Annotated in this window: 2 protein-coding genes and 1 pseudogene; all 3 read left to right on the forward strand. The window is 44.2% G+C overall.

The features are described from left to right. Window positions 1-385, forward strand: a 385-nt coding sequence (locus VXQ92_RS18545; protein WP_416682798.1) for a 2Fe-2S iron-sulfur cluster-binding protein, incomplete at its 5' end; no start/stop codon positions are given. A gap of 8 nt (window positions 386-393) precedes the next feature. Continuing rightward, complete coding sequence (locus tag VXQ92_RS18550) at window positions 394-1,167, forward strand: enoyl-CoA hydratase-related protein (protein WP_001156942.1); 774 nt, start codon at window positions 394-396, stop codon at window positions 1,165-1,167. Continuing rightward, a pseudogene (locus VXQ92_RS18555) lies at window positions 1,167-1,299 on the forward strand (2-(1,2-epoxy-1,2-dihydrophenyl)acetyl-CoA isomerase); the annotation flags it as partial. The gene VXQ92_RS18550 and the pseudogene VXQ92_RS18555, both read left to right, overlap by 1 nt.

The raw sequence follows: 1,299 nt of genomic DNA on the forward strand, positions 1-1,299 counted from the left end.
AAATACTTTACCGAACTTTGGTATTGCCAAAGAGCGCATTCACACCGAACGTTTCCATACAGGGCAAGCGCGTAAACGTAGTGTTGAAACGGATGCAAACCGTAAAGAAGAAAAAGTAAACATCATTTTAGATGGTCGTGAGCTGATTGTTTCTGTAGCTCAGGACGACGAAAGTATTCTTGATGCGGCTTTACGTGCTGGTGCTGATTTACCGTATGCATGTAAAGGTGGGGTGTGTGCGACCTGTCGCTGTAAGGTGCTTTCAGGCGAAGTCGACATGTTCCTTAACTATAGTCTTGAAGAAGATGAAGTTGAAAAGGGCTATGTGCTGAGCTGTCAGACCTTACCAAAAGGCTCAAATGTTCGCTTGAGTTTTGATGAATAGAGGCTGTCATGCAAGAGTTGATCAAAGCCAGTACAGCTGCTGACGGTGTTTTGTTATTAACCCTAAACCGTCCGGAAAAAAGAAATGCATTAAACAATGCAACATTGCAGTGTTTGTGCGAGTTGCTCGAAGAAGCTGAACATAATGCTCAAGTCAAAGCAGTGGTTTTAACGGGTAACGCTCAGTGTTTTGCGGCTGGAGCAGATCTAAGTGAGTTGGCTGCAATGGACGCCGTGTCTTTGCAACTCGATATTCGCCCGAAGCTTTGGCAAAAAATTGATGCTTTTAGTAAACCGCTGATTAGTGCAGTGAATGGCTATGCCTTGGGCGCTGGGTTTGAGTTGGTTTTACATTCAGATATGGTGATTTGCGGTGAAAATGCCCGTTTTGCTTTACCTGAAATTGGCCTTGGTATGTTGCCGGGTGCAGGCGGAACACAGCGTTTAGCACGCTTGGTTGGGCAACAACTTACCATGCGCTGGGCCATGACAGGGGAGATGATTTCGGCAAAACAAGCCGAGCAACATGGCATTTGCAGTCAAGTGGTTCCGACCGAATTAACCGTTGAATATGCGGTTCAACTTGCAGCCAAAATTGCCAAACAAGCGCCTTTAGCGATTCGCGTGATTAAACAATCAATTAAAAGTATTCATGAAACAACGTTAAGTCAGGGACTCAAGTTTGAACGTCAAAACTTTGTCTGGTTGGCGGCTACAAAAGATCGAAACGAAGGGATTAATGCTTTCTTTGAGAAAAGAAAGCCAGTGTTTAGAGGTGAGTGATGGACTATCAAAATATTATTGCTGAAGAAAAAAATGGTGTTGGCTACCTGACATTTAACCGCCCAAAAGCACTGAATAGCTTTAACGTTGATATGCACCGTGAAGTGGCTGAGGTTTTAAACCAGTGGACTA

This window comes from Acinetobacter sp. 228, assembly GCF_048147885.1.